The organism is Cellulomonas sp. T2.31MG-18 (assembly GCF_964266755.1).
Classification (GTDB): Bacteria; Actinomycetota; Actinomycetes; order Actinomycetales; family Cellulomonadaceae; genus Cellulomonas.
On the sequence record NZ_CAXWGW010000002.1, the window covers coordinates 488827 to 508347 of the forward strand.

19 protein-coding genes are annotated in these 19521 nt (G+C 72.8%); 11 read left to right on the top strand and 8 right to left on the bottom strand.

The genetic code is table 11. The annotated features are described in order from the left end of the window. The first annotated feature begins 8 nt into the window (after positions 1–8). A complete protein-coding gene (locus ACFQTY_RS10130) occupies positions 9–1232 on the top strand; it encodes a sensor histidine kinase (RefSeq protein ID WP_378099972.1) in 1224 nt (407 codons plus the stop codon). Here the strand turns inward: ACFQTY_RS10130 and ACFQTY_RS10135 are convergent. Together ACFQTY_RS10135 and ACFQTY_RS10140 are read right to left on the bottom strand one after the other, a co-directional pair. Then, entirely contained in the window at positions 1175–2083 is a 909-nt protein-coding gene (locus ACFQTY_RS10135; RefSeq protein WP_378099974.1) for an alpha/beta hydrolase, read from the bottom strand. The two genes, ACFQTY_RS10130 and ACFQTY_RS10135, sit on opposite strands and share 58 nt — an antisense overlap. A gap of 42 nt (positions 2084–2125) precedes the next feature. Then, positions 2126–2737, bottom strand: coding sequence for a TetR/AcrR family transcriptional regulator (locus ACFQTY_RS10140; RefSeq protein WP_378099976.1), 612 nt, complete (start codon positions 2735–2737; stop codon positions 2126–2128). A gap of 139 nt (positions 2738–2876) precedes the next feature. On the opposite strand from ACFQTY_RS10140, the gene ACFQTY_RS10145 reads away from it, so the two are divergent. From ACFQTY_RS10145 to ACFQTY_RS10175, 7 genes are all read left to right on the top strand, one after another. Then, a complete protein-coding gene (locus ACFQTY_RS10145) occupies positions 2877–3806 on the top strand; it encodes an alpha/beta hydrolase family protein (protein WP_378099978.1) in 930 nt (309 codons plus the stop codon). 154 nt (positions 3807–3960) lie between these two features. Further along, on the top strand, positions 3961–4266 hold the full coding sequence (locus ACFQTY_RS10150) for a hypothetical protein (RefSeq protein ID WP_378099980.1): 306 nt from the start codon (positions 3961–3963) through the stop codon (positions 4264–4266). A 66-nt stretch (positions 4267–4332) separates the two neighbouring features. Continuing rightward, positions 4333–7596, top strand: a complete 3264-nt coding sequence (gene fdh, locus ACFQTY_RS10155; RefSeq protein ID WP_378099982.1) for a formate dehydrogenase — start codon at positions 4333–4335, stop codon at positions 7594–7596. Between the two features lies 1 nt (position 7597). Beyond that, the gene (locus ACFQTY_RS10160) at positions 7598–8560 is read left to right on the top strand and encodes a 4Fe-4S dicluster domain-containing protein (RefSeq protein ID WP_378099984.1); all 963 of its coding nucleotides are present in this window, start codon (positions 7598–7600) and stop codon (positions 8558–8560) included. Next, positions 8557–9822 (top strand): NrfD/PsrC family molybdoenzyme membrane anchor subunit, encoded by a 1266-nt coding sequence (nrfD, locus tag ACFQTY_RS10165; RefSeq protein ID WP_378099986.1) that lies wholly within the window; start codon positions 8557–8559, stop codon positions 9820–9822. Before ACFQTY_RS10160 ends, nrfD begins: the two co-directional genes overlap by 4 nt. Then, complete coding sequence (fdhD, locus tag ACFQTY_RS10170) at positions 9810–10691, top strand: formate dehydrogenase accessory sulfurtransferase FdhD (RefSeq protein ID WP_378099988.1); 882 nt, start codon at positions 9810–9812, stop codon at positions 10689–10691. Before nrfD ends, fdhD begins: the two co-directional genes overlap by 13 nt. Before the next feature lie 101 nt (positions 10692–10792). After that, complete coding sequence (locus ACFQTY_RS10175; RefSeq protein WP_378099990.1) at positions 10793–11827, top strand: RDD family protein; 1035 nt, start codon at positions 10793–10795, stop codon at positions 11825–11827. 54 nt (positions 11828–11881) lie between these two features. Here ACFQTY_RS10175 and ACFQTY_RS10180 read toward each other — a convergent pair whose 3' ends face one another. Then, the gene (locus tag ACFQTY_RS10180) at positions 11882–13042 is read right to left on the bottom strand and encodes an epoxide hydrolase family protein (RefSeq protein ID WP_378099992.1); all 1161 of its coding nucleotides are present in this window, start codon (positions 13040–13042) and stop codon (positions 11882–11884) included. 96 nt (positions 13043–13138) lie between these two features. Between ACFQTY_RS10180 and ACFQTY_RS10185 the strand changes: the two genes are divergently transcribed. Next, a complete protein-coding gene (locus ACFQTY_RS10185; RefSeq protein ID WP_378100721.1) occupies positions 13139–13732 on the top strand; it encodes a TetR/AcrR family transcriptional regulator in 594 nt (197 codons plus the stop codon). On the opposite strand, the gene ACFQTY_RS10190 is transcribed toward ACFQTY_RS10185, so the two are convergent. Continuing rightward, positions 13729–14571, bottom strand: a complete 843-nt coding sequence (locus ACFQTY_RS10190; RefSeq protein ID WP_378099994.1) for a helix-turn-helix transcriptional regulator — start codon at positions 14569–14571, stop codon at positions 13729–13731. The genes ACFQTY_RS10185 and ACFQTY_RS10190 overlap by 4 nt on opposite strands. A gap of 101 nt (positions 14572–14672) precedes the next feature. On the opposite strand from ACFQTY_RS10190, the gene ACFQTY_RS10195 reads away from it, so the two are divergent. After that, positions 14673–15389, top strand: a complete 717-nt coding sequence (locus tag ACFQTY_RS10195; RefSeq protein WP_378099996.1) for an SDR family NAD(P)-dependent oxidoreductase — start codon at positions 14673–14675, stop codon at positions 15387–15389. A gap of 76 nt (positions 15390–15465) precedes the next feature. Here ACFQTY_RS10195 and ACFQTY_RS10200 read toward each other — a convergent pair whose 3' ends face one another. After that, a complete protein-coding gene (locus ACFQTY_RS10200) occupies positions 15466–15786 on the bottom strand; it encodes a DUF6966 domain-containing protein (RefSeq protein ID WP_378099998.1) in 321 nt (106 codons plus the stop codon). Positions 15787–16051: 265 nt separating this feature from the next. On the opposite strand from ACFQTY_RS10200, the gene ACFQTY_RS10205 reads away from it, so the two are divergent. Beyond that, positions 16052–16831 (top strand): siderophore-interacting protein, encoded by a 780-nt coding sequence (locus tag ACFQTY_RS10205; protein WP_378100000.1) that lies wholly within the window; start codon positions 16052–16054, stop codon positions 16829–16831. On the opposite strand, the gene ACFQTY_RS10210 is transcribed toward ACFQTY_RS10205, so the two are convergent. Genes ACFQTY_RS10210 through ACFQTY_RS10220 form a run of 3 tightly spaced genes read right to left on the bottom strand, consistent with a single transcriptional unit; the run spans position 16819 to position 19474 of the window. After that, a complete protein-coding gene (locus tag ACFQTY_RS10210) occupies positions 16819–17718 on the bottom strand; it encodes a metal ABC transporter permease (protein WP_378100002.1) in 900 nt (299 codons plus the stop codon). The two genes, ACFQTY_RS10205 and ACFQTY_RS10210, sit on opposite strands and share 13 nt — an antisense overlap. Beyond that, the gene (locus ACFQTY_RS10215) at positions 17715–18530 is read right to left on the bottom strand and encodes a metal ABC transporter ATP-binding protein (RefSeq protein WP_378100004.1); all 816 of its coding nucleotides are present in this window, start codon (positions 18528–18530) and stop codon (positions 17715–17717) included. The genes ACFQTY_RS10210 and ACFQTY_RS10215 overlap by 4 nt, the downstream gene beginning before the upstream one ends. Then, complete coding sequence (locus ACFQTY_RS10220) at positions 18527–19474, bottom strand: metal ABC transporter solute-binding protein, Zn/Mn family (RefSeq protein WP_378100006.1); 948 nt, start codon at positions 19472–19474, stop codon at positions 18527–18529. The genes ACFQTY_RS10215 and ACFQTY_RS10220 overlap by 4 nt, the downstream gene beginning before the upstream one ends. Between the last annotated feature and the right edge of the window lie 47 nt (positions 19475–19521).

Genomic DNA, 19521 nt, shown 5'->3' on the forward strand with positions numbered 1-19521 from the left:
ATGACGGGGTGGTCATCGCCGCAGCTCCGGAGGCCGAGACCGCCGTCGTCCCGCCTCCGTCCACCGAGGCGTCACAGACGGCGGGAGAGGTGTGGCACCTCGACCCGGCGACGGCAGCCGGTGCCCGCGTCGCCGTCAGCAGCACGCTGCGCGCCTCGAGCATGACCGGCGTCGCCGACGCGGATCTGCCCGGCGGGGCCAGCGACAGGAGCGCCACGGTGTACCGGGCCTACGTCCTGGTGACGCCGACGGCCGCGGACCGCGTCGTCGCCTCGCTCGACCCCTTCCTCTGGGGCGGCGTCGCCCTCGCGGTGGCGCTCATCGCGGCGACCGCGGCAGCCGCGACCGCACGGGCCCTGCGCCCGGTGGAGCAGATGCGCGTCGTCGCCGAGGGCATCGCCGGCGCCCCGGACGGCACTCGCCTCACCGAGCCCGAGGCGCCCGACGAGCTCCGCGCCCTCGCCACCACCCTGAACGCGATGCTGACCCGCATCGACGACGCGAGCGTCCGGCAGAAGCGCTTCATCGCGGACGCCGCGCACGAGCTGCGCAGCCCCCTCGCCTCTCTCCTTGCGGCGATCGACGTCGGGCGTGCCCACCCTGACGCCCTCCCGCCCGAACGCGCGCTCGACCGCGTCGAGACGGAGGCCCGCCGCCTTGCCGGACTCGCGGAGGAGCTCCTCGACCTCGCATCGGCGGGCAGCGGGGCACGCGGCGGCGGCGAGATCTGCGACGCCACGGACGTCCTTCGCGAGGTCGTCGCCGGACGGACGCTGCGCGTTCCCGTCGAGGTATCCGCACCGGAAACGGCACCCGTGCGCATCGCTCCCGGCACCCTGACCCGCATTGTCGGAAACCTTCTCGACAACGCGCTGCGCCACGCCGCCACCTGCGTCGAGATAGCCCTGACCGTCGACGATTCCGTTCGCATCTCCGTCACGAACGACGGCGAATCCCTTTCCGACGCCGACGCCGAGCGGATATTCGAACCGTTCGTGCGCCTTGATGCATCGCGCTCGCGCGACACCGGGGGCACGGGTCTGGGCCTGACCATTGCCCGCGAGCTCGCGACGAATGCCGGGGGAACCCTGGAGCTGAGCCGGGTTTCGCCCACCACCTTCACCGTCCAGCTGCCGCTCGCCTCGGACGGCTCGCCGGAGGGGGCGACGCGCAGTCAGCCGGCCAGGCCGAGCCAGTCGGCGATCAGCGGCCCGGCGACGGGCGCCGAGTAGACGCTCTGGTGGCCGACGCCGTTCGGGTAGTCGGTGGTCACCTGGTGGCCGCCGGCGGTCAGTGCCGCGGCGAGCTGCTCGGTGGAGGTGGCTGGGACGGTGGTGTCCGCCGTGCCGTGGATCAGCAGCACCGGCAGCCGGGGACGCTGCGTGGCGAGCGCGACAGGGTTGGCGGCGTCGACCTGCGCGGCGGTGTGGCGGCCGGGACCCAGCAGGGCGGACGCGAGGCTGCCGAGGTGGGCGACGTCGTACGGTCCCGCCAGCCCGACGAGACGGTCCGGGGCGACCGGCGGGTCGGCGCAACCGGTGCCGAACGCGTTCGGCGTCAGGGCGACGACCGCCGCAAGCTGCGCGCCCGCCGAGTGCCCGACGATCGTCACCTCTCCGACGTCCACCCCGGCGCCTCGGCTGCGGGCCACGGCATCCGCCACGCCGCACGCCACGTCCTGCGCCGGCACAGGGAAGTAGGCGCCGTCCGACGACGTCCGGTAGGTCACGGTCACCACCGCCGCACCGCGCTGCGCGAGCCAGGTGGCCAGGCCGGTCAGCCCGGTGGGGTCGGCGGACGTCCAGCCGCCGCCCGGGACGATCACGATCAGCGGCGTCTTCCCTGGTCGGGGGCTCGCGGGCGGAAAGTAGTGCGAGGACCGCGCCGGGTCGAAGGACACCGTCGGGGTCGGGGGACCGGCAGGCCCGGAGCCGTCGTCGGACGGGCTGCACGCCGCCACGCCCGCTGCCACCAGCGCCAATGCCAGCAACGCTCCCGCCGCGCGGTGACCGATGCCGCTCCCGTGCGACGCGCGCACGGGCGACCGCCGCCGCGCCGCGCCGCTCGCGGACTCGATGCCCATCCGACCCACCGGCCTCCGGACGTCCAGGGCCTGCCGCGGACGTCAGTCGGCGTCCGTCGACTCCCAGTCTGGCTGCTCCTGGCGCAGGCCGGTGAGCAGCAGCGTGACGATCCGTCGGACGTCGTAGTCGGGGTCGTGGACGGTCCAGGCGACGAGGTCCCCGACGGCCCGCAGCAGCTCGTACGGACGGACGTCGGCCACCACCTCGCCGGACTCGCGAGCCGCGTCGAGCAGGGACGACAGCACCGGCAGCAGGCGGTCGAGGAACAGCTGGTGCAGGGCGGTCAGCCCGGGGGCGTCGCCCTGCCACACGTTGCCCAGGCCGTGCTTGGTGCCCAGGAAGTTGACGTACCGGTGCACCCACGCCAGCAGCGCGACGAACGGCGACGGCGCCGACGCCAGCAGCGCCGGACCGGCCTCCGCGCACTCGTCGATCTGGTGCCGGTAGACCGCGACCATCAGGTCCGCCCGGGTGGGGAAGTGCCGGTACAGGGTCCCCATGCCGACGCCGGCCGCAGCGGCGACCTCGCGGACGGGGGCGTCGACACCGGAGGCGCTGAACACGCGGGAGGCGGCGTCGACGATGGCGCGCTCGTTGCGCTCCACGTCGGCGCGGCGGCGAGGGGCCGCGGGCTCGGGTGTCGGGTCGGTCACGGGGTCATCGTCCCACGGCGCGGAGCCTGAGCGGAGCGACGCTCCGGATCGGCTTGCAAAGCGGAGCGACGCTCCGTAACGTGAGCGGAGCGACGTTCCACTTCGTCGTCGCCACCCCGATCAGCTCGGAGGAACGCTCATGTCCGCTGCTTCTGCCGCCATCAGCCCCGCGGCCCAGACCATCTCCGTCAAGCCCGTCGTCCTGCCCGCGCCCGACCGTGGGGACGACCTGCAGGTGCGCGTCTGCGCACCCGTGACCGGCACGGACCTGCCGGTGATCGTCCTCGCGCACGGGTTCGGCGGCTCGATGACCTTCTACGACCCGCTGGTCGACCACTGGACCGCGAACGGCTTCGTCGTCGTCCAGCCGACGTTCCTCGACTCCGCCACGCTCGCCGTCACGCCCGACGACGCCCGCTACCCCGACATCTGGCGGATCCGGGTCGACGACCTCGAGCGCGTGATCGACCACCTCGACACCCTGCTCGCCGCCGTGCCCGGGCTGCCGGAGCGCGTCGACACCGACCGCCTTGCCGCGGCCGGCCACTCGTGGGGCGGGCAGAGCGTCGGCATGCTGCTCGGCGCGCGGGTGCTCGGGGCCGACGGGCAGCCCGGCGAGGACCGCACCGACCCGCGCGTCAAGGCCGGTGTGCTGCTGGCCACCACAGGCCTCGGCGGTGACGACCTGAGCCCGTTCGCTCAGGAGCACTTCTCGTTCATGAGCCCGGACTTCAGCGGGCTGGACACCCCGTCGCTCGTCGTCTGGGGCGACCACGACCAGTCGGCGCTGTCTTCCCGCGGTCCGGACTGGTTCACGGACGTGTACCGGCTGAGCCCCGGCGCACGGAGCCTGCTCACGCTGTTCGGTGCCGAGCACTCCCTCGGGGGCATCCACGGCTACCGGGCGTCGGACACGACGGACGAGAACCCGGCGATGGTCTCCCTGGTCGCGCGCTCGTCGGCGGCGTTCCTGAAGACGGCCCTCGGCCTGGACCCCGCGGCGTGGGACACGGAGGTTGAGGCGCTCGCCGCAGAGGTGGAGCCGGTGGGTCGCATCGAGTCCAAGTAGCAGGCGGGGAGGCCGCGTCGGCGAGCCGCACCGGCGGGTCGCTCCTCCTGTTGCGGCCTCCCTTCACCCCTCCGAGACTGGCCAGCGACGGTCGCGACGAGTCGGGCCGTCGTCCCCTCGCAGGACGGGCCCTCACAGGACGGGTAGGTGTGCCGTGGTCTCCAAGCAGACGGTCCTCGACCTGCTGGACAAGGGCCTCGACTACCACCAGATCGCGGCGCGCACCGGCATCTCGGCGGGGACGGCGTACCTGATCGCGACGGGCATGCCGGCCGACGGCGGCGACTCGTACACGCGGGAGATGCGCCAGCGGCCGGGGGCGTTCCAGTCGCGCAGCCAGCTGCTGGTGCACCCGGCGGAGGAGAACCCCACCGAGAAGCCCGAGGTGGAGAGCTGGATCAAGGAGCGGGTTGCCGCGGACGCGCAGATGCGCAGCGCGGCGCACGGCACGCACAGCTGACAGCACGGCCCGACGACGTCGGCCGGCAGCGGCGGGCGCCAGGGCGGGAACCAGAAGGAGACCGCAGTGAAGCAACTCCCGCTGATCCAGTCCTGGCCGGTGGTCCGGCAGCTCACCGGTGACGACCGCGCCGGCAAGGCGTCGGCCGCGAAGTCGGCTCGCACCGCGAACCTCAAGGCGCGCACGCAGACGGCTGACCGCGTCGTGAAGTCCGTCTGCCCCTACTGCGCGGTGGGCTGCGGGCAGAACGTGTTCGTCAAGGACGGCAAGGTCATCCAGATCGAGGGCGACCCCGACTCGCCCGTCAGCCGCGGCCGGCTCTGTCCCAAGGGGTCCGCGAGCCTGCAGCTGACCACCGGCGACGCCCGCCTGCACACGGTCAAGTACCGGCCTCCGTACGGCACGGACTGGCAGGAGCTGTCGCTCGACGAGGCGATGCGCATGGTCGCCGAGCGCGTGGTCAAGACCCGGGCCGAGACCTGGGAGGACGAGAAGGACGGCAGGACGACCCGCCGGACGATGGGGATCGCCAGCCTCGGCGGCGCGACGCTGGACAACGAGGAGAACTACCTCATCAAGAAGCTGTTCACCTCCCTCGGCATCGTGCAGGTGGAGAACCAGGCGCGGGTGTGCCACAGCTCGACGGTCGTCGGGCTGGGCACCAGCTTCGGGCGCGGCGGCTCGACGATGTTCCTGCAGGACCTGCAGCACGCGGACTGCATCGTCATCGAGGGGTCCAACTTCGCCGAGGCGCACCCGGTGGGCTTCCAGTGGGTGGTGGAGGCCAAGGCGCGCGGCGCCAGGATCATCCACATCGACCCGCGGTTCACGCGGACGTCGGCGCTCGCGGACCTGCACGTGCCGCTGCGGGTGGGCACGGACATCGCCTTCATCGGCGCGCTGATCAACCACGTGCTGTCCACCGACTCCTACTTCAAGGAGTACGTGCAGAACTACACCAACGCGTCGACCCTGGTCAGCGAGGACTTCCAGGACACCGAGGACCTGGACGGGCTGTTCTCGGGGTTCGACGCCGAGAAGCGCGCCTACGACTTCCGCAGCTGGAGCTACGAGGGCGCGCCCGCAGCCCCTGCGTCAGGGCAGCGTGACCAGACGCCGGGTCAGGCGGAGGCCGAGGAGTCCGGCCCGGAGGGCATCCAGCACGCCGGCCGCGGCGAGCAGCACGGGTCCGGCGGCACCGCCATGGAGGGTCAGCCGCACACCGACCCGACCCTGCAGAACCCGCGGTGCGTGATCAACGTGCTGCGGCGGCACTACGCCCGGTACACCCCCGAGATGGTCGAGGAGGTGTGCGGCATCCCCAAGGAGACGTTCTTCGAGGTGGCGCAGGCGCTGATCGACAACTCCGGGCCGGAGCGCACCAGCTCGTTCGCGTACGCGGTCGGGTGGACGCAGCACAGCGCCGGCTCGCAGTTCATCCGGGCGGCGTGCGTGCTGCAGCTGCTGCTGGGCAACGTCGGCCGGCCGGGCGGCGGCATCATGGCACTGCGCGGGCACGCGTCCATCCAGGGGTCCAGCGACATCCCGACGCTGTTCAACCTGCTGCCCGGCTACCTGCCGATGCCGTACGCGCACCACCAGACCGACCTCGAGAGCTTCTTCCAGGCCGACGCCGCCCGGAAGGGCTTCTGGGCGAACATGCCGGCCTACATGATCAGCCTGCTCAAGGCGTGGTGGGGGCCGGCGGCGACACCGTCGAACGACTTCTGCTTCGGCTACCTGCCCCGGCTGACCGGCAGCCACTCCACCTACGACACGGTGATGGAGCAGATCGCCGGACGGTGCAAGGGGTACTTCCTGCTCGGGGAGAACCCGGCGGTCGGCTCGGCCAACGCGACGATGCAGCGCCTGGGCATGGCCAACCTCGACTGGCTGGTGGTGCGCGACTTCTCGCTGATCGAGAGCGCGACCTGGTGGAAGGACGGGCCGGAGATCGCCTCGGGCGAGATGAGGACGACGGACATCGCCACCGAGGTGTTCGTCTTCCCCGCCGCCGCGCACACCGAGAAGGCCGGCAGCTTCACCAACACCAACCGGATGCTGCAGTGGCGGCACAAGGCCGTCGAGCCCGAGGGCGACGCCCGCAGCGACCTGTGGTTCATGTTCCACCTGGGCCGGATCATCCGGGAGATGCTCGCGGGCTCCACCGAGGAGCGCGACCGGCCGATCCTCGACCTGACCTGGGACTACCCGACCGAGGGCCCGACCGCCGAGCCGATGGGCGAGGCCGTGCTGGCCGAGATCAACGGCTGGGACTCCACGGGCAAGCAGCTGTCGACGTACCTCGACCTGAAGGACGACGGCTCGACGGCGTGCGGCTGCTGGATCTACTGCGGCGTCTACGCCGACGGGGTCAACCAGGCCGCCCGACGCAAGCCCGGGACCGAGCAGAACTGGGTCGCGGCCGAGTGGGGCTGGACCTGGCCGCTGAACCGCCACATCCTCTACAACCGCGCCTCCGCCGACCCGGACGGCAAGCCGTGGAGCGAGCGCAAGAAGCTGGTGTGGTGGGACCCGGACGCCGGGAAGTGGTCGGGGTTCGACGTGCCGGACTTCGAGCTGAAGAAGGCGCCGGACTACCGGCCGCCCGAGGGTGCCCAGGGCGTCGAGGCGCTGACCGGCATCGACCCGTTCATCATGCAGGCCGACGGCAAGGGCTGGCTGTACGCCCCCGCCGGGGTGGTGGACGGTCCGATGCCCGCCCACTACGAGCCGCAGGACTCACCGGTGCAGAACGCGCTGTACGGGCAGCAGCGGAACCCCGCGCGGATCGTCTTCCCCGCCGAGCACAACTTCTACCAGCCGTCCGGTGACACGGCCGGGTCGGAGGTGTACCCGTTCCTGGTCACCACCTATCGGCTCACGGAGCACTTCACCGCGGGCGGGATGAGCCGCTGGCAGCCGTACCTGGCCGAGCTGCAGCCGGAGCTGTTCTGCGAGGTGTCGCCGGAGCTGGCCGCTGAGCGCGGGCTGACCCACGGCGGCTGGGCGACGCTGGTCACCGCACGCGGTGCGATCGAGGCCCGTGTGATGGTCACCCACCGGATGCGGCCGCTGAAGATCCAGGGCCGGATGGTCGACCAGATCGGCATCCCGTACCACTTCGGCCCCAACGGGCTGGTGGCCGGGGACGCCGTCAACGAGCTGTCGGCGATCGTGCTGGACCCCAGCTCGCACATCCAGGAGGTCAAGGCGTTCGCGGCGGACATCCGGCCGGGACGACGACCGCAGGGCGCCGGACGGCCGGCGCTGGTGCGCGAGTACCAGGAGCGGGCGGGCGTCACCGCCTCGACCGGGACGGAGATCTGACATGGCGTTCGACCTGTCCGCGCTCGGCAGCTTCCTGCGCAGCGACGACCCGCCGACGTCCGGGGGGTACGAGGACCCGGCACCGCGCGTCGGCTTCTTCACCGACACCTCCGTCTGCATCGGCTGCAAGGCCTGCGAGGTGGCGTGCAAGGAGTGGAACGCGATCCCGGAGGACGGGCTGACGTTCACCGGCATGTCCTACGACAACTCCGAGCACCTGGGCGCGAGCACCTGGAGGCACGTCGCGTTCATCGAGCAGCAGCGGCCGATGGGCGCGCCGTCGTCGGCCGCGCCCGCGGCTGGGGGCAGTGGGGGACCGGTCAACCTCGGCATGCCGGCGATGCCGGGCGGGGCGGGGGCACCGGCTGCGGCCGACGACGGGTCCGGCGACCGCACCGGGCTGCGCTGGCTGATGGCGTCCGACGTCTGCAAGCACTGCACGCACGCCGCCTGCCTGGACGTGTGCCCCACCGGAGCGCTGTTCCGCACGGAGTTCGGCACGGTCGTCGTGCAGGAGGACGTGTGCAACGGCTGTGGGTACTGCGTCTCGGCCTGTCCCTACGGCGTGATCGAGACCCGCAAGGACGACGGCCGGGCCTGGAAGTGCACCATGTGCTACGACCGGCTCGGCGCCGGCCAGGAACCGGCGTGCGCCAAGGCGTGCCCGACGGACTCCATCCAGTTCGGCAACCTCGACGAGCTGCGCGTCCGGGCGCAGGCCCGCGTGGAGCAGCTGCACGAGGCCGGCGTCCCGGAGGCGCGGCTGTACGGGGCCGACCCTGACGACGGCGTCGGCGGCGACGGCGCGTTCTTCCTGCTGCTCGACGAGCCCGAGGTGTACGGGCTGCCGCCGGACCCGGTGGTCACCACGCGGGACCTGCCGGTGATGTGGCGCAACGCCGCGCTCGCGGCCGGGGCGCTGCTGACCGGCCTCGCGGTGACGTTCCTGGGGAGGAAGCGATGAGCGGCCAGCACGGCGACGACCGGAGCAGCGCCAACGGGGCCGTCGGCAACGGCGGTGGCAACGGGCGGCACGCTGCTACCGGCCAGGGGGACGACGGCATCGACGTGCGGCACGCCTCGCACGCGGCGCCCGACCACGACGCGGTGCCGCTGGGGCTGACCGGTGGCGCGGAGCCGGGGGCGGCGCCAGGGGCCGGCGACGAAGGCTTCGGCAGCGGCGGGTTCGGCGGGCGGTTCGGCGGCTCCGGTTCGGGTGGCGGCGGTGGGCGCCGCAAGCGGCGCGGCGGCGGCCGTGGCGGCGAGCAGCTGATGGTGCCGGAGGCCGAGTTCACCTCGTACTACGGCAAGCCGATCCTGCACAAGCCCAAGTGGGAGACGCTCGACATCGCCGGGTACCTGTTCCTCGGCGGGCTGGCGGGCAGCGCGTCGGTGCTCGCCGCGGGGGCCACCGCGACGGGCCGCCCGGCGCTGGCGCGGGCCTGCAAGGTGGGGTCGCTGGTGGCCATCTCCGGGTCGGTGGTGGCGCTGGTGCACGACCTGGGCCGGCCTGACCGGTTCGCCAACATGCTGCGCACCATCAAGCCTTCGTCGCCCATGAGCGTCGGCTCGTGGATCCTGTCCGCCTACGGCCCGGCGGCCGGGATCGCCGCGGTCACCAGCGTCACGGGCTGGTTCCCGCGGATCGGGAAGCTCGCGACGTTCGCCGCGGCGGCCACCGGTCCCGCGGTTGCGGCCTACACCGCACCGCTGATCGCCGACACGGCGGTGCCGACCTGGCACGCCGGCCACGCCGAGCTGCCGTTCCTGTTCGTCAGCTCCGGCGCCACCGCGGCCGGTGGCCTCGGCATGCTGGCTGCGCCGGTGTCCCAGGCGGGCCCTGCTCGTCGAGCCGCCCTGGTCGGAGGCCTGACCGAGGTGGCCATCACCCGCTACATGGAGCGGCGCATGGGACTGCCGGGAGAGACGTTGCGGCAGGGCAAGGCCGGGACGCTGATGCGCGCGGCCGAGGCGTTGAGCCTGGGTGGCGCCGTGGTCGGCGGGATCGGCGGGCGCTGGTCGCGGGCCGCCGCGGTGGTCGGCGGGCTGGCGGCGATGGCCGGCTCGGCGTGCACGCGGTTCGGCATCTTCGAGGCGGGAGTCGCCTCGACCCAGGACCCGAAGTACGTGGTGCAGCCGCAGCGGGAACGGCTGGAGAAGCGGGCGTCGTCGTCGGGCTCGTCGTCCGGCGGCGCGCAGGGGAGGGCCGACGAGTGGGCCGCCTGACCTCCCGCGTCCCCCTGGTCCGCGTGACGGTGGCGGACGACGGCACCGCGACCACCCTCGGCCGGCCCGACACGGTGGTGGCGGAGGAGCCGCTGGAGATCCGCGTCGGCGGCGAGGCGATCTCGGTGACCATGCGGACCCCCGGCCACGACTTCGAGCTGGTCGCGGGCTTCCTGGTCACCGAGGGGATCATCAGCTCCGTCGAGCACATCCGGACCCAGCGCTACTGCGCCGGCGCGACCGACGAGGGCGTGAACACCTACAACGTGGTGGACGTCTCCGTCACGGTGCCGGTCGTCCCGCGGGACGTCGCGCGCTCCTTCTACACGACGAGCTCGTGCGGCATCTGCGGCAAGGCGAGCATCGACGCGATCCGCGCCCGGTCGGCATTCCCGCGGGTGTCCCCGTCCGAGGGTGCACCCCTGGACCCGGCCCTCGTCGTCACCCTGCCCGACCGCCTGCGCGCCGCCCAGCGCCTGTTCGACGACACCGGCGGCCTGCACGCCGCGGGCCTGTTCGACCTGGACGGCAACCTGCTGTGCGTGCGGGAGGACGTCGGCCGGCACAACGCCGTCGACAAGGTGGTCGGCTGGGCCCTGCTCGAGGGACGGCTGCCGCTGCGCGACACGGTGCTGCAGGTCAGCGGCCGTGCGTCGTTCGAGCTGGTGCAGAAGGCGCACCTCGCCGGCATCCCGGTGCTGAGCGCGGTGAGCGCGCCGTCGAGCCTGGCGGTGGAGCTGGCCGACGAGGTCGGGATGACGCTGCTGGGGTTCGTCCGGCCGCCGACGTTCAACGTCTACACGGGCGCCGAGCGGGTCCGCTCGCCGGACCGAGCCGCGGCGGCCGACGGCCTCACGCCGGTGCCCTGACCTGAGCGCTTCGTCGACCGCGCGTGCGGGGCGCGACGTCGGGCTGAGGTTCCCCGCGCAGACCGCCACGGCGCCGGGGCGGACTCTGTCAGGATCCGGGTGTGAGCCTGGCCCCGGCGCTGGAGCTGCCGCTCGCCGGCGCCCTGGTCCCGCCGTACGCGGACTGGGGACGGCGCGTCGTCGCGGCGCTGCTCGACGGCGCCGTGCTCACGGGTGCCACCTGGCTGGTGCTCGGCAGCGGCAGCGAGGCGCCGTCGCTCACGCCCGTGCCGCCTGGGTCGTCGGTCGCCGAGGGCGTCTCGTGGGTCAGCAGCCCGATCCTGGTCGCGCTCGTCGTCGCGCTCATGGCGTTGCAGGGGTACACCGGCGCCACGCCGGGCAAGCGGGTCGTCGGGATCGCGGTCGTGAGCGCGTCGACCGGCAGACCGGTCGGACTGGTCACCTCGGCTCTGCGGGTGGTCGCGCACCTGCTCGACGCCATCCTGCTGATCGGCTACCTGCGGCCGCTGTGGGACCCGCAGCGCAGGACCTTCGCCGACTCGCTCCTCGGCACGCTGGTGCTGCAGACCAGGGACACGCCCCCGCACCCGTGGTTCGTCGGCCATGCCCGCCCCACCCGGACGGGATCGGCTCTCGTGACGGCCGGGTCGGTCGCGGTGTGCACGCTCGGCGTGGGCTTCGCGATCACGACGACGTCGACCGGCTGGATAGGCACCGCCGTGTTCCCTTGCGCGGCGCAGACAGGCCTGGATGTGGCGACCGCGACCGCGTCCCGGGACATCTCGTGGTCACAGGAGCGCCGGCTCTGGGTCACCCGCCCGGCGGCACGCCACGCGGAAGACCGCCTCAGCATCACCTGGCGCTGGGACGGTCCGGCCGGCGACCTGTCGTCCCCGACCGGCATCCGCACCGAGCTGCTCGACGCGTCGGGCGTGGTGGTCACGACCGTGAACCAGGAGATGGGGGAGGGGGTCGGGGCCGCCGGTCCCCTCGAGCTGGGTCCCGCGACGCTGTCCACGTCGGACCTGGCGAACGCGGGCCAGAGCTGGACCGCCCGGTCGGCGATCGTTGTTCGGGAGAGAACCGTGGCGTCCTGCACCGTCCGCGCCGAGGACTGGTCCGCGGCGGCGAGCTGACGCCTCGCCAGCCTCGGCACATCGCGGTGCAGGCGAGTGCGAACGAGAGAGCTCCTACGCCCGGAGGCTTCGCAGGCCGGTGCGGAGCTCGTCGACCAGGATCTCCGGCTGCTCGAGCGCAGCGAAGTGGCCGCCCCGCTCGGCCTCGCCGAAGTGGATCAGGTTGCTGTAGGTGTCCTCGATCCAGGTCCTCGGCAGGAGCGGGATGTCCCTCGGGAAGACGGTGACCGCGACCGGCAGCGTCAGCTTGGGGCCGGCCATCGTGGCCGTCCGGTTCTCCCAGTAGATGCGCGCCGATGACGCGGCGCTGTTGGTGAACCAGTAGAGCGAGATCGTGTCGAGGATGGCGTCGGTGCTGAGCGCGTCCTCGGCGAGCCCCTGGTTGTCCGTCTTGGACTGGAACTTCTCGTAGATCCACGCCGCCTGACCGGCTGGTGAGTCCGCCAGCGCGAAGCCCACGGTCTCCGGCTTGGTGCCCTGCACGTGGTTGGACCCGCCGAGCGGGCCGCCGTAGAACGCGAGGCCGTCCACCGCGCGCCGTTCCTCGGGGGTCAGTGTCTCGGGAATCGGGTCGGGGAAGGCGTACGGCGTGCTCAGGTGGATCCCGAGCAGGCCGTCGGGCTGCATCACACCGAGCTCGGTGGTGACCACCGCGCCCCAGTCGCCGCCGTGCGCCGCCCAGCGTGAGTAGCCGAGCCGGCGCATCAGCTCCGTCCACGCGCGGGCGATCCGGGACGCGTTCCAGCCCGGCTCGGTCGGCTTTCCGGAGAACCCGAATCCCGGGAGCGAGGGGATGACGACGTCGAAGGAGTCGGCGACGTCCCCACCGAACGCGACGGGGTCCGTCAGCGGTCCGATCAGGCCCAGGAAGTCGGCGACAGTGCTCGGCCAGCCGTGCGTCAGCAGCAGAGGCAGTGCTCCTGGGTTCTTCGACCGGACGTGGAGGAAATGGATGTCGAGCCCGTCGATCGTCGTCAGGAACTGCGGGTAGGCGTTGAGCGCGGACTCGAACCGGCGCCAGTCGTAGTCGTGCTGCCAGGACGCGACGAGCGATCGGGCGTTGTCCAGGCGGACACCCTGCGACCAGTCGGCGACGGTCTCCCGGTCGGGCCAGCGGGTCCTGGCCAGTCGCTCGCGGAGGTCGTCGAGCTCGGCGTCCGGGACGGCGACACGGAACGGGCGGACGTCCGCCGGTGCGGCAGGGGTTGTGGTCATCTCGCGGTTCTCCTCGACTTCCGTGCATGCCGTGATCGGCGTTGCACACCGGTGTGCAGAGTAGGTCGATTGCACACGGGTGTGCAATCCTTGAGCGTGCAGAACCAGTCCTCGGGCCGTCGTGACACACGGGACCGGATCCTCGCCGCGGCGGTCGAGGTGCTCGGCACGACGCCGGACGCCGGGATGGGCGAGGTCGCCTCGGCCGCCGGTGTGGTCCGGCGGACGGTCTACGGCTACTTCCCGTCCCGGTCGGACCTGGTGCTGGCACTCGCGCGGCGTGCGGTGAGCGAGATCGAGGCGGTCCTGGCCGAGGAGGCCCCCACAGACAAGGCGGCCGACGTGGCGTGGGCGGACTTCGTCGCCCGCCTCTGGCCGTTGGTGCACCGCTACCGCGTGATGGTGGTGCTCCGGCGCGGCGAGTTCGGGGAGGACATCCACGCCCTGCTCGGGCAGGTCGAGCACGCCCTCGCCGACCTGGTCCGACGAGGTCAGGACGCCGGTGTCATCGGGCGGCACCTGCCGGCCGGCGTCCTCAGCCAGACCGCCTGGTCCGCCGTCTTCACCATCGCCGACGACGCGTCGTCCCCGACAGAGGTCGACGCCGCCTCGGTCGCCGTGGCCACCCTGCTGCTGCTGGGAGTCCCGGAGTCACGCGCGAAGGCGCTGGCCCAGGGATCGGGTCGCTAGGCGAGAGCCTGGGTCCCCAGCACGATCGCCAGCTCCAGCCGCTCGGCGTCCTCCGACCCCGGCTCGGCCGTGTAGGCCATGATCCGCAGGTCGTCGCCGGCCACCACCAGGGTGTCGCAGTCCACGGTGATCGGCCCGACCGTCGGGTGGTCGATCACCTTGTGCCGGGAGGGCTCGGCCGGTGCCGGGTCGGGTGCCGTCTCCCACAGCTCGACGAACCAGGGGCTCGCGGCGCGCAGGTCGGCCACCAGCCGGCGAAGTCCCTGGTCGGCGAGGTACCGAGCGGCGGTCATGCGCAGGTCGGCGACGAGGCCGGCGACCTGCTCGTCGTGCTCGGCGGGCGTCTGCCGGGCGCGCGATGCGGGTCCCATGACGTTGCGCCACACGCCGTTCCGCTCGTTGCCGCGCAGCGCGGACGTCTCGCCCATCAGCGCGTCGTAGGGGGCGTTCGCGACGACCAGGTTCCACGCGGCGTCGTACACCACCAGCGGGATCCCGACGAAGCGGTCGAGCAGCCGCTGCACGCTGGCGGTGATGCGCGTCGGGACGATGCCCGGGCCGGGCGCCGACAGGCCGGCCAGCCGGAACAGCAGCTCCCGCTCGGCGTCGGACAGCCGCAGGCTGCGGGCCAGGGCCTCGACCACCTGGGATGACGGCGACGTGGCCCGGCCCTGCTCGAGGCGGGTGAGGTAGTCGACGGAGATGCCGGCCAGCCCGGCGAGCTCCTCGCGGCGCAGCCCCGGTGCACGGCGCCGACCGCCGAGCCGCACACCGACCGACTCGGGTGCGACCCGCTCGCGCCACCGACGCACCGTCCGGCCGAACTCCCACTCCTCCACGGTGCGAGTCTGGGCCCGCGTCGTCGTCCTGTCGTGGCCCTGGCAGTCCTACGAACGCCAGGCGACTGCCTACCGGCACGCGGCCGCCGCAGGCTCGGGGCATGACAACAACGCTCATCACCGGGGCCAACAAGAGCCTCGGCAAGGAGACCGCCCGCATCCTGCTCGACGCGGGCCACACCGTGTGGATCGGCTCCCGCGACGAGGGTCGCGGCCGCGCCGCGGCCGACGAGCTCGGCGCGCGGTACGTCCAGCTCGACGTCACCGACGACGCCTCGGTCGCCGCGGCGTTCACGACGATCGCGAAGTCCGGCACCGGCCTCGACGTGCTGGTGAACAACGCGGGCATCGCCAAGCGCGTGCCCGGCAACCCGATGGAGGAGGCGCTGGACGGCCCGAGCGTGCTCGAGGTGTTCGCCACCAACGCCGTCGGCATCGTCCGGGTGACGCAGGCCGCGCTCCCGCTCCTGCAGCAGTCCGCGAACCCGGTCGTCGTCAACGTGTCGAGCGCGCTCGGCTCCTTCTGGGCGACGCACGAGCCGTCCCGGCCGGCCTCGCACTTCGTCTCGATCGCCTACGGCTCGAGCAAGGCGGCCGTCTCGATGCTCACCGTCCAGTACGCGATGGCGTACCCGGACATCAAGGTGAACGCCGTGGAGCCGGGCATCACGGCGACGGAGCTCGGTGGAGGCAGCGTCAAGGACCACCCGGGACGGCCGGCGGCCGAGAGCGCCGCGGTGGTGGCGCGCCTGGCGATGATCGGTGCCGACGGGCCTACGGGCACCTTCCAGGAGGACCTCGGCGAGCTCGGCTGGTAGCCGACGGCGAAAGCGGGGAACACCAGCCGCGGGTCGCCGCGCGAGACATCAGTCGTCGACCCGCAGCCGGACCGGGCTACACCTCTCTGCGTAGCGAGCGCGCAAGGTCGTAGACGCGGGAGAGCAAAGCCCTGAGGTTCTCGTTGGCAGCGACTCGCTCGTCTCCAGTGAGGATGCGGCCGCTGATCCGGTCCAGGATCAGGTCGTTCACGCTCCCCATGCCGCCGTACGCCGCGAGGATGTGGTCGAGCGCTCGCGCGTCACCGCGATCGACTGCCCGCATGTCGTCGGACATCCATTTCGCCCAGAATGGCTCGTCGTGAAGCCGGAGAACCTCGATCAGCGCGGTCATGGACTCCATGAGCGAGTCGACGAGCGAGTCGACCGGATCGGGCACATCCCAGACGCTAGCGAGCTTGTTGACCCGGATGTGACCGTGATGCCCGCCGAGCAGTTCGACTGGCTGCTGGCGGAGCTGGACTCCGCGCCGCGCCGAGCGCCGGCGCTGGAAGAGGCAGCCCGGCGACCTCGCGGATTCACGCGGGCCTGAGTCTCCACCTCGATCGCGGGCGCCCTTGTGCGGCGATGCGCCGTCGCGCGTTCGCCTTTCCGAGGCGTCATGAAGGAGAAGTCGACACAGGGCGGCCACGTAGATTCGCGGGGTGCCGTCTGCTGAGCGTCCCGAACCGTTCGTCGCGACCGTCCTTCGCAAGGAGCAGCTGAGTTGCTCGATGGTCCGGGTGGTGCTCGGCGGTCCCGGGCTGGCCGGGTTCACCGCCAACGGGCTCGCCGACCAGTACGTGAAGCTCGTCTTCCCGCGTCCGGAGCAGGACCGGCCGGCGCGCCGTACATACACCGTGCGCGTGTGGGACGCCGCGGCGCGGGAGCTGACGATCGACGTCGCGGTGCACGGTGCGGAGGGGCTGGCCGGACCGTGGGCGCAGGCCGCGCAGGCCGGTGACCAGGTGCAGCTCATCGGGCCGGGCGGTGGGTACGAGCCTGATCCCGCGGCCGCCTGGCACCTGCTGGTCGGCGACGAGAGCTCGCTGCCGGCGATCGCCGTCGCGGTCGAGCGGCTGGCGGCCGGGGCGGCGGCACGGGCGGTAATCGAAGTCGAGGGGCCGGACGACGAGGTGGCGATCCAGGCGCCGCCGTCCGCGCAGGTCGTCTGGCTGCACCGGGACGGCCGCCCGCGTGGCGAGCTCCTGGTGGAGACCGTGACCGCGATGGCGTTCCCGTCCGGTGATCCCCAGGTGTTCCTGCACGGCGAGGCGGGCTTCGTCCGCACCCTGCGCCGGCACCTGCTGGCCGACCGGCAGGTGCCGCGCGACCGGGCGGCGTCGATCTCCGGCTACTGGCGGCTGGGCCGGGACGACGAGGGCTGGCGGGCCGAGAAGCCGCAGTGGAAGGCCGACGTCGAGGCGGACCTTCAGGCTCGCTGACCCACGGGCTCCAGCGACCGGCTCGGGCTCACCAACCGGGGGCCCCCTCCGCGCCGCAGCCGCCGCGCACCCACAACCCGGCACACCAGGTAGATGCCGAACGAGATCGTGGTGATGTACGGGCTGATCGGCACGCTCGCGCCCAGCGCCAGCAGGATGCCGCCGACCGCGCTGACCACCGCGAACGTGATGCTGAGCAGCGTCATCCGCAGGGGCGACGCCGTCACCCGGGCGGCCGCCGCGGCTGGCGTGACCAGGAGCGACAGCACCAGCAGGGCGCCGACCACCTGCACGGCGAGGGCCACCGCCAGCCCGAGCAGCAGCATGAACGCCAGTGAGAGTGCCCGGGTGGGAACCCCGCGGGCCTCCGCGACCTCCGGGTCGACGCCTGCGAACACGAGCGGGCGCCACAGCACCAGCAGCCCCACCACCACGACGGCGGAGATCCCCAGCAGCACGCCGAGCCGCGTGCTGTCCACGGCGACGATCTGCCCGGTGAGCAGTCCGAACTTGTTGGCCACCCTGCCCTGGTAGAGCGACAGCGCCAGCACGCCCAGGCCCAGGCCGAACGGCATGAGGACGCCGATGATCGAGCTGCGCTCGCGGGCCCGCACCCCGAGCACGCCGATCAGCGCCGCGGCGAGCACGGATCCGACCACCGAGCCGGCGGCCACATCGGCGCCGACGAGCAGCGCCACGGAGGCGCCGGCGAACGACAGCTCGCTGATGCCGTGCACGGCGAAGGGCAGGTCGCGCTGGGCGACCACCACCCCGGCCAGCCCGCCGACCAGGCCGAGCACGGCCCCCGCGATGAGCGAGTTGTGCACCAGGGCCAGCAGCTGGCCGTAGTCGTGGAAGTCGACCAGGTGGTTCCACCAGTCCGTCACGCGATCATCCCGTCCTGCGTCTCGTCGTCCCGCTCGTCGAGGTGGTGCACGCCGGACTCGCCGCCGACGATCAGCAGGCGGTCACCGGAACGCAGCACCTCCACGCGCGTCCCGTACAGCGCGCTGAGCCGGCGGGTGGTGAGCACCTGGTCCGGGGTGCCGGCGGCGTGGCCGCTCGGCGTGAGGTACAGGAGCCGATCGGTGTAGCGCAGCACCGGGTTCACCTCGTGGGTGACCAGCACCACGGCGGCGTCGGTGGTGCGCCGCACCCGGTCGATCAGCGCCACCATCTCCTGCTGCCGACCGGGGTCCAGGGACAGCAGCGGCTCGTCGCACAGCAGCAGGCGCGGGTGCGTGGCCAGCGCCTGCGCGATGCGGACGCGCTGCTGCTCACCCCCGGACAGCAGCCCCACCGGGGCGTCGGCGTAGTCGCTCGCGCCGACGGCGGCCAGCAGCTCGTCCACCTCGCGCCGGTGCCGGCGGCCCCAACCGGGTCCCCAGCGGTCACCGTCCAGACCCATGCGCACCAGGTCCCGGGCGCGGACCGGCACGGCCGGGTCGATGCGCCGCTGCTGCGGCACGTAGCCCACCGACCGGCTGCCACGCCGCAGGGCACGCCCGTCGACCAGCGCCTCGCCGAAGGTCAGTGGCTGCAGGCCCAGGGCCACGCGCAGCAACGTCGTCTTGCCTGCGCCGTTGGGGCCGAGCACGGTGACCAGCTCACCCGGCTCCACGGTCAGGTCCAGACCCGACCACAGCGTGCGGCCGCCGAACGCCAGCCCGGCGCCGCGCAGCTCCAGCGGGGCGCTCATCGGCCCAGCGCCTGGCTCAGAGCGGCCACGTTGGCCTGCATCCAGGTGACGTAGGTGTCGCCGGGCGGCAGCGTCTCGGTGACCGGGACGGTGGGCACGCCGGCCTGCTTGGCGGCCGCGATCAGCTGGTCCGTCTGGGCGCCCGTCGTCTGCGCGTTGTAGACGAGGGCCGCCACGGAGTGCGAGGTGAACAGCTGGAGTGTCTGCTGCAGGACGGCGGGGGACACGTCGGTCTCGTCCTCGATGGCCGCCGACAGCTCGGGCGGTGTCCGGTTCACCAGGCCGGCGGCGTCGAGCAGGTACAGCGGCACGGGCTCGGTGATGGCTACCCCCTGCCCGGCGTGGGCGGCCTTGAGCTGGGCCACCGAGCTCTCGATGCCCTGCAGCTGCGTGGTCAGCGCCGCGGCGTTGGCCGAGATCTGGGCCGACTGAGCGGGGGCGAGCTGCTGCAGGGCGCTGCTGATCCGCTGCACCACGAGCACCATGCTCGGCAGGTCGTACCAGACGTGCTCGTTGAGCTGCTTGCCGGCGGAGGCTGCCTTGCCGGACACGTCCACCGCGTTGATCACCGTGGGACGGTCGGGCAGCGCGCCGAGCATGGTGTCGACGAAGTCGTCGTACCCGCCGCCGTTCTCCACCACCAGCTTCGCCTTGGACAGCACGAGCTGCGTCTGCGCGCTCGCCTGGTACGAGTGCGGGTCGGCCGACGGGTCGCTGATCAGGGAGGTCACGCTGACCGCGCTGCCGCCGACCGCGGTGACCAGGCTCCCGTAGACGTTGGTGCTTGCCACCACCGGCACCGCACCGGCGGTCGCCGTGCTGCCCGACGCGCCCGCCGTCGTCCCGGCGGCGGGGCTGCCCGCGCAGGCGGCGAGGGTCGCGACGACGGTGATCGCGGGGACGGCCAGAGCGAGCCGGGACAGCCGGCACCGGGGGAGAGTCATGGGTCAATAGTGAGAACCATTATCGAAATGGTCAAGCCGACGGTCGT

Bases quoted from the DNA above. Each gene is read 5' to 3' on its own strand.
- nrfD (WP_378099986.1), top strand. From the start codon at position 8,557: ATGAGCGGCCAGCACGGCGACGACCGGAGCAGCGCCAACGGGGCCGTC.
- ACFQTY_RS10180 (WP_378099992.1), bottom strand. From the start codon at position 13,042: ATGACCACAACCCCTGCCGCACCGGCGGACGTCCGCCCGTTCCGTGTC.
- ACFQTY_RS10195 (WP_378099996.1), top strand. From the start codon at position 14,673: ATGACAACAACGCTCATCACCGGGGCCAACAAGAGCCTCGGCAAGGAG.
- ACFQTY_RS10135 (WP_378099974.1), bottom strand. From the start codon at position 2,083: ATGGGCATCGAGTCCGCGAGCGGCGCGGCGCGGCGGCGGTCGCCCGTG.
- ACFQTY_RS10160 (WP_378099984.1), top strand. From the start codon at position 7,598: ATGGCGTTCGACCTGTCCGCGCTCGGCAGCTTCCTGCGCAGCGACGAC.
- ACFQTY_RS10220 (WP_378100006.1), bottom strand. From the start codon at position 19,474: ATGACTCTCCCCCGGTGCCGGCTGTCCCGGCTCGCTCTGGCCGTCCCC.
- ACFQTY_RS10215 (WP_378100004.1), bottom strand. From the start codon at position 18,530: ATGAGCGCCCCGCTGGAGCTGCGCGGCGCCGGGCTGGCGTTCGGCGGC.
- ACFQTY_RS10145 (WP_378099978.1), top strand. From the start codon at position 2,877: ATGTCCGCTGCTTCTGCCGCCATCAGCCCCGCGGCCCAGACCATCTCC.